The organism is Desulfobacterium sp. N47, assembly GCF_051233685.1.
Taxonomy (GTDB): Bacteria; Desulfobacterota; Desulfobacteria; order Desulfobacterales; family RPRI01; genus RPRI01.
Genome location: NZ_JBAMMY010000030.1, coordinates 20,771 through 27,975 on the forward strand (window position 1 = coordinate 20,771; position 7,205 = coordinate 27,975).

The following is a 7,205-nucleotide window of genomic DNA, read 5'->3' on the forward strand; positions in this document are numbered from 1 at the left end:
CCCGCCTTGGAGTGGATACTTAATTTAATCTTCTGATAAATACCGATTGATGGCTAATATTCCTCCATAGAAATTAATCCAGCTTTATCCATAAGTTGCGGACTATTGTCAATGCAGTTTTGTTGTCCGTACGGCAGGCCGTAAGTAGCAGGCATAAAATCCTTAAGTTTTGGAAGAAAAAAACGATATATGAAAAGATGGTCACAATCTTGCCGATAGAAGCCCACATGCTTGTGTAAACTTCTAACCAGATATTAATAGCAATTAAATGTTCCGTATAATAAATTTAGAATTAGAAAAGGTATTTCTGAAGTTAATGAGGTTACAATATTAATGAATATAATTGAACTGAAGAATAAAAAAATTAAAGAACTGACTCAGCTTGCAAAAAGTCTGAATATTGACGGGGCTGCCGGTATGCGAAAACAGGAGCTCATTTTTGCTTTAATCCAGAGCCAAATAGAAAAAAATGGATTGATTTATGGGGAAGGTACCCTCGAGATCCTTCCCGACGGCTTTGGGTTTTTAAGGGCTCCAAGCTATAACTATTTACCAGGTCCTGATGATATTTATGTCTCCCCATCGCAGATAAGGCGCTTTAACTTAAGAACCGGTGATATCGTGTCAGGCCAGATCAGGCAACCCAAAGAGTCCGAACGTTATTTCGCTTTACTTAAAGTAGAGGCTGTAAACTATGAAGACCCTGAAATTGCAAGAGATAAAATCCTTTTTGATAATCTGACGCCTCTTTACCCCAACAGAAAAATAAACATTGAAAATGATTCTGAAAATTATTCAATGCGGATAATGGATTTAATGATTCCTATAGGATTCGGCCAGAGAGGTCTTATAGTTTCACCCCCCAGAGCCGGTAAGACAATGTTGTTACAAAATATTGCAAACAGTGTTATAGCGAGCCATAAGGAAGTTGTGCCATTTGTGCTTCTTATAGACGAGCGGCCTGAAGAAGTTACCGATATGGAGCGTAATGTTAAGGCTGAAGTCATCAGTTCCACATTTGACGAACCGGCCGAAAGACATGTTCAGGTTGCTGAAATGGTTATTGAAAAAGCCAAAAGGCTGGTTGAGCATAAAAAAGATGTTATTATTCTTTTAGACAGCATTACCAGACTTGCCCGGGCGTATAATTCCGTTATGCCCCCAAGTGGAAAGATCCTGTCCGGTGGTGTCGATTCAAATGCTCTTCAGAGACCTAAGCGCTTTTTTGGTGCTGCGCGAAACATTGAAGAAGGGGGAAGCCTCACTATTATTGCAACTGCTCTTGTTGATACCGGAAGCAGGATGGATGAAGTTATTTTTGAGGAATTCAAAGGAACCGGCAATATGGAGATACAACTAGACAGAAAGCTTGCCGATAAGCGGGTATTTCCGGCTATTGACATAAAAAAATCGGGCACAAGAAAAGAAGAGCTCCTTTTGTCCGAAGAGACTTTGAACAGGGTATGGATCTTAAGAAAACTGCTTTCTTCATTAAATCCTACGGACAGTCTCGAATTTCTTCTTGAAAAAATGCGCGGAACAAAGAATAATGAACACTTTCTTAATTCCATGAATGCATAAAATATACATAACAGGGAGTATAAAACAATGAAAAAAGATATTCATCCAAAATACGAAATTGCAACAATAAGTTGTGCCTGTGGTAACACTATCGAAGTTGGTTCCACAAAATCAGATATCAAAATTGAAATCTGTTCAAAATGTCATCCTTTTTTTACAGGAAAACAAAAGCTTATTGACACAGCCGGACGTATTGAGCGTTTTCGTAAGAAATACGAAAAGTATCAGAACAATAACAATTAGATATAAATAAAATTAAACCTTAATTTTACCGTAAAAAAATTTTGTCCGCAAAATCACATAAAAACGCCTTCGGATATATTCGGAAGGCGTTTTTAAGCTTTTTATATAGAAGGCATTATGTTTGAAAAAATTGAAGGCGCTGAAGTGCGTTTTATGGAACTTGAAATGCTCTTAAGCGATCCCGATACAATTAGAGACAGGGAGGCATACCAGAAATATGTACGCGAGCACTCCGCTTTATCCAAAATTGTAGCTATTTACCGATCGTATAAAAATATTAATGAGCAGATCGAAGAAAGCATAAGCCTTTTAAAAAACGAGGATCCGGAAATAAAAGAGCTTGCCCGTGATGAAATAGAAGAACTGAATCTTAAAAAGGAAGATCTTGAAAAACAATTAAGGCTCCTACTGATTCCAAAAGATGAAAAAGACGAAAAAAATGTTATTCTTGAAATTAGAGCAGGAACCGGTGGAGATGAAGCAGCGCTGTTTGCAACGGATCTTTTCAGGATGTACAGCAGATATGCGGAAAACAGAAACTGGAAAGTCGAAGTTTTAACTCACAGTCCCACAGGGGTTGGCGGTCTGAAAGAAATCGTTGCCTTAATTCAGGGTAAAGGCGCTTACAGCAGCTTCAAATATGAAAGCGGAACCCATCGAGTACAGCGTGTTCCTGTTACTGAGGCGCAAGGAAGAATACACACCTCGGCAGTAACGGTTGCTGTTTTACCTGAAGCCGAAGAAGTGGAACTTGATATTGATCCAGGCGAAATTAAAGTTGATGTTTACCGTTCAACCGGACCAGGCGGACAAAGCGTAAATACCACCGATTCTGCAGTGCGAATTACTCATCTTCCCACAGGGCTTGTTGTAACCTGCCAGGACGAAAAATCCCAGTTCAAAAATAAAAGTAAAGCTATGAAAGTATTGCGGGCCCGCCTCCTTGACAATATTACAATGGAACAGAATCAAAAAAGATCCGCAGAACGAAAACACCAGATAGGAAGCGGTGACAGAAGTGAAAGGATCAGAACTTATAATTTCCCTCAATCCAGAGTTACTGACCACCGGATAGGACTCACTCTATACAAGCTTGAATATATTCTTGAGGGTAATATTGACGAAATAATCAGTGAATTGACATCCCATTATCAGGCCCAGGCATTACAGCATGCAGAATCGGCAAAATCAAATTGAACCTGAATGGACTATAATAAAAATTCTCCAATGGACTACATCTTATTTTAAAACAAACGGGATAGACAGTCCCAGATCAACCGCCGAGATTCTACTGGCACACACTCTCGGATTCAAAAGAATTGATCTGTATTTAAGGCATGACCAGCCCCTTAATGTTGGCGAGCGCAATCTTTTCAAGTCTTTGATCAGAAGAAGGATAAGCAAAGAGCCTGTAGCATATATTGTCGGGAGCAAAGAATTCTGGAGTCTTGAGCTTGTTGTATCAAAAGATGTCCTTATACCAAGGCCTGAGACTGAATGCCTGGTAGAAGAAGCTCTTTTGGTTCTTGACAAAGATAAAGTTTCCGCCCCAAAAAGAATCCTGGAATTAGGCACGGGTTCCGGAGCTATAATACTTGCAATGGCAACACAGAACCCGGACCAACAATATTTTGCATCTGATATATCAATAAATGCGCTTGCCGTAGCATTGAACAATGCAAGACATCTTGGTCTTGATGAAAAAATTGATTTATTTTGCGGCAGCTGGGTTTCGCCTCTAAAAGAAAATAACAATTTATTCGATATCATTATTTCCAATCCTCCTTATATCAGAAGAGGCGATATCAAAACCCTGCAGCCTGAAATAAACAGATTCGAACCAATAAATGCGCTTGATGGCGGAGAAGACGGCCTTGCTTGCATAAAACACATAATAAAAAATGCGCATAAATTCCTTAACAAATCAGGAACGTTGCTGCTTGAAATAGGCTATGATCAGAAAAAAGCCGTTGATGAAATCATCAAAGAAACAGGAAGATACGCACAGGCTTCTTTCAGGAAAGATTACAGCGGTTTTGACAGAGTCGTTTGTGCAAAAAAAGCATATGATTAAAATAAATCCGTTAATTCCCGAAACAAAGGGCGCCTATATAGTAGGCGGTTCTGTAAGGGATCTGCTTATAGAGCGTACTCCTTCCGATTATGATATAGTTGTTCCTGGTTCTCCTGAAAAATATGCATCCGATCTTACATCGCAGATAAAAGGGCATATTGTAAAAATAGGAAAACAAAATCAGATGATATTCCGGGTTATTTCGGAAAAAGATATCTTTGATGTTTCGGCAATTTCCGGCAATACTATTGAAGACGACCTCGCAAAAAGAGATTTTACACTAAACGCAATTTGCTATGATCTTTACTCCAAAACAACCATTGATCCTTTCGGCGGTGTAAAAGATCTGTTATCAAAAAAAATCAGGATGGTTTCGGACAAAGTATTTAATAATGATCCGGTCCGGCTGATAAGAGCTTACAGAATCGCGGCAATGCTTGATTTTGAGATAGAGTATGAAACCGAAAAGGTCATTGCAGATAATGTCAAGCTTATTGCAAAATCAGCTGCGGAAAGAGTAAAAGTCGAAATTTTTAAAATATTTTCAACTTTAAACTCATATAAGTATATCAATAAAATGTATGAAACAGGGCTGCTTTTTGAAATCTTTCCCGAATTATCGCCGCTTTCCGGATGCCTCCAGAATAAGTACCACACACATGATGTGCTGAATCATTCCCTGATAGCTTATAATAAGCTTGAAATGCTGCTAAACGGGTATCATGCCGATTCTGAAATATCAGGTTTTGCAAAACAGGAAATGGATAATACAAGGTCTGCTATGTTAAAATGCTCGATACTTTTACATGATACAGGCAAACCGTCTTCGATTACTGTTGATAATGATAATGTGCACTTCTTTGGGCATGAAAAATTAAGCGCCGATATTACGCTTAGGATAGCAGCAAGACTTAAATTTTCCAACCATGAAACAAAGTACATTGATTATATTATCAGAAACCATATGAAAGCTCTTCATCTTTATGAATCTTTTCAGAAAAAGCCTTTGACTGATAAAAGTATTATTCGTTTTTTTGTTAAGTGCCGGGATAATATCCCCGATTTGCTGCTTCATGCAATTGCAGATATGGAAGGTAAACGGAATAGCGATAATGTAAAAAACATGGATTTTTTAAATTTTGTATCTTTTTTAATAAAAAAATATAATTTACTTTATAAGATCAGGAAAAAAGAACCACCGCTTATTAACGGCAATGATTTGATTTCAGAATTTGGGCTTTTACCGTCACCATTATTTAAAAAAATTTTAAATTTTGTTGAAGAAGCAAGACTTTCGGATAATATACATAGTCGCAGCGAAGCGCTTTTGCTGGCAAAAGGATTTTTAGAAAACAAAGCCTGACCTTAATTTTTTATCAGTGTAGTTTAAAATTCCTTTTTGGAATCTTTCTTAATTTTTTTAAGCATCTCTTCGAGTTCAGCTTTTCTCCCGGTATCGTTTGTTTTCTCCAAAGCCTTTTCAAGATGAAAGCGGGCATTTTTTAAATCCTCTTTATCCTTATAAAATAAACCTAAATAATAATGGGCGTCTGCCATATTATTCATTTTTCCACATGTTTCGCCAAGAAGATAAAGCGCTCGTTTGTAATATGGGTACTTTTCGGTAATGGTTAAAAACAATTTTCTTGCATCATTAAATTTTCCTGTTTCCGCTTTGATGCGTCCCAGAAATAAAAGAGTTTCAGGATCATCCGGTGCAAGGCTTACCGCTCCTTCAAGAGTTTTCTGTGCTTCAGGGTATTGCCCATCCTGAAAATAGACTTTTCCTAAATCCCTTAAAATATCAGGGTCAAAGGGATTTTCTTCAAGCGCTTTTTTAAAATAGGCAATCGCATCCGATCTGTCACCGCTTTCTGATAAAACAAGGGCATATTTATATTGCGACATATAATCCTTCGGCTTATCTGTTACGTCCTCTTTAAACATTTTTAAGACATTTTCTTTATTGCCGTACATGGCAAGAAGTCTTATATGCGCCTTTTCGAAATAATCTTTATTTAAAGACGGCTTCTTATCCGGAGCTTTGGTACTTTCTTCAACTCTGTTGCTAAGATAGCTTATACGATCTCCAACTGCAGGGTGAGTTGAAAGATAAACAGGGATATCATTTGGATCATACCAGCTTTTATCACGGATTTTCTTAAGCATAGTGAGCATTCCGGCTCCGGTATATCCGGCTTTTCTGAGGTAGTTCAAACCTATCTGATCTGCCTGCATTTCATCTTCACGGCTGTATGCAAGAGAGAGTGACTGCCCCATAGCTGCTGAGCCCATAACTAAAGCATTGGTAGCTTCTCCGGCTCCGCCTACACCAAGGAGAATGCCGGCAGCCATTCCGGCAAGTGTTGCTATCCCGATTTTTTTTGATTTTTCAAACTGATCTGAAAGATGGCGGCAAGTTACGTGGGAAATTTCATGAGCCAAAATTCCTGCAAGTTCTTCCTCATTATCCATAGCCTCAAAAAGACCGCTGTGAACAAATATATGGCCTGCCGGTCCGGCAAATGCATTATAATTTTCATCTTTGACTATATAAAAATGATAAGTAAAAGGCTGGGGTGGAACAGTAGCCAATATTTTCGATCCGAGGTCATTAATATATTTTGTTATAATAGGATCATCAACTATTTCATAATGTTGTGAAATTGCCTTCATAAATTCATCGGAAAGGTCTTCTTCCTCTTTTGCTGTCATGCAAAAACCATTTTGAAAAACAAAAAAAGTTTCCATAAAAAATATTATGCAATAAATCAAAGCGATTTTTACCGAAGATTTTTTATGTTTCATTTTATAAACAAACCTCCTTGTTACTGAAAGCGGAGTACTATATTTATTTATCGAATATTTACTTTATATTCGGTTTGATTTTATTTGATGATTCATATATAGCTAAATCAATATCATTAATAAAAGCGCTTTCCCAAAAAGTCAAAAAAATGACTTTCTAACCGGCAGGAAAAGGCTTATCCTGTTTTGGCTCGTTGAAGAAGTTTTATAATTTACTAATAATAATAATGAAAAAGCAAAAAGTCAAAATATGCTTATGCTATATCAGCAATTCTCGGTGAATGTAATTTTTGGTCATCAGATTGAAGAACATAGAAAAGTTTGCCGAAACATTGTGATAGAGGCAGAAAAATTATTAACAAATGAGCTAATTTCAAAACGATTAAAGGCGGCTTGTTAAACAGGTCAACAGTTGAAATCCCGGCAATAGAGCGGACTTAAGGGCTCCGATTTTCATTGGAGAACCACAAAAGGCAATAAATGCCGAGTTTTTGACAAT

6 protein-coding genes are annotated in these 7,205 nt (G+C 37.5%); 5 read left to right on the top strand and 1 reads right to left on the bottom strand.

The features are described from left to right. Positions 1-333: 333 nt before the first annotated feature. The 5 genes from rho to VXK47_RS01440 all read left to right on the top strand — a co-directional run bounded on the left by rho (position 334) and on the right by VXK47_RS01440 (position 5,261). The gene (gene rho, locus VXK47_RS01420) at positions 334-1,581 is read left to right on the top strand and encodes a transcription termination factor Rho (RefSeq protein WP_435546991.1); all 1,248 of its coding nucleotides are present in this window, start codon (positions 334-336) and stop codon (positions 1,579-1,581) included. Positions 1,582-1,608: 27 nt separating this feature from the next. Continuing rightward, on the top strand, positions 1,609-1,824 hold the full coding sequence (gene rpmE, locus VXK47_RS01425) for a 50S ribosomal protein L31 (protein ID WP_435546992.1): 216 nt from the start codon (positions 1,609-1,611) through the stop codon (positions 1,822-1,824). Between the two features lie 117 nt (positions 1,825-1,941). Beyond that, positions 1,942-3,021 (top strand): peptide chain release factor 1, encoded by a 1,080-nt coding sequence (gene prfA / locus VXK47_RS01430; RefSeq protein WP_435546993.1) that lies wholly within the window; start codon positions 1,942-1,944, stop codon positions 3,019-3,021. Next, positions 2,996-3,898, top strand: a complete 903-nt coding sequence (gene prmC / locus VXK47_RS01435) for a peptide chain release factor N(5)-glutamine methyltransferase (RefSeq protein ID WP_435546994.1) — start codon at positions 2,996-2,998, stop codon at positions 3,896-3,898. Before prfA ends, prmC begins: the two co-directional genes overlap by 26 nt. After that, positions 3,798-5,261, top strand: coding sequence for a CCA tRNA nucleotidyltransferase (locus VXK47_RS01440; protein ID WP_435546995.1), 1,464 nt, complete (start codon positions 3,798-3,800; stop codon positions 5,259-5,261). The genes prmC and VXK47_RS01440 overlap by 101 nt, the downstream gene beginning before the upstream one ends. Before the next feature lie 23 nt (positions 5,262-5,284). Here VXK47_RS01440 and VXK47_RS01445 read toward each other — a convergent pair whose 3' ends face one another. Next, positions 5,285-6,706, bottom strand: coding sequence for a beta-barrel assembly-enhancing protease (locus VXK47_RS01445; protein WP_435546996.1), 1,422 nt, complete (start codon positions 6,704-6,706; stop codon positions 5,285-5,287). Positions 6,707-7,205 lie beyond the last annotated feature (499 nt).

What these genes read in the sequence shown, in the direction of transcription:
- rho (WP_435546991.1), top strand. Translation starts at nt 334, where the DNA reads ATGAATATAATTGAACTGAAGAATAAAAAAATTAAAGAACTGACTCAG.
- rpmE (WP_435546992.1), top strand. Translation starts at nt 1,609, where the DNA reads ATGAAAAAAGATATTCATCCAAAATACGAAATTGCAACAATAAGTTGT.
- prfA (WP_435546993.1), top strand. Translation starts at nt 1,942, where the DNA reads ATGTTTGAAAAAATTGAAGGCGCTGAAGTGCGTTTTATGGAACTTGAA.
- prmC (WP_435546994.1), top strand. Translation starts at nt 2,996, where the DNA reads ATGCAGAATCGGCAAAATCAAATTGAACCTGAATGGACTATAATAAAA.
- VXK47_RS01440 (WP_435546995.1), top strand. Translation starts at nt 3,798, where the DNA reads ATGAAATCATCAAAGAAACAGGAAGATACGCACAGGCTTCTTTCAGGA.
- VXK47_RS01445 (WP_435546996.1), bottom strand. Translation starts at nt 6,706, where the DNA reads ATGAAACATAAAAAATCTTCGGTAAAAATCGCTTTGATTTATTGCATA.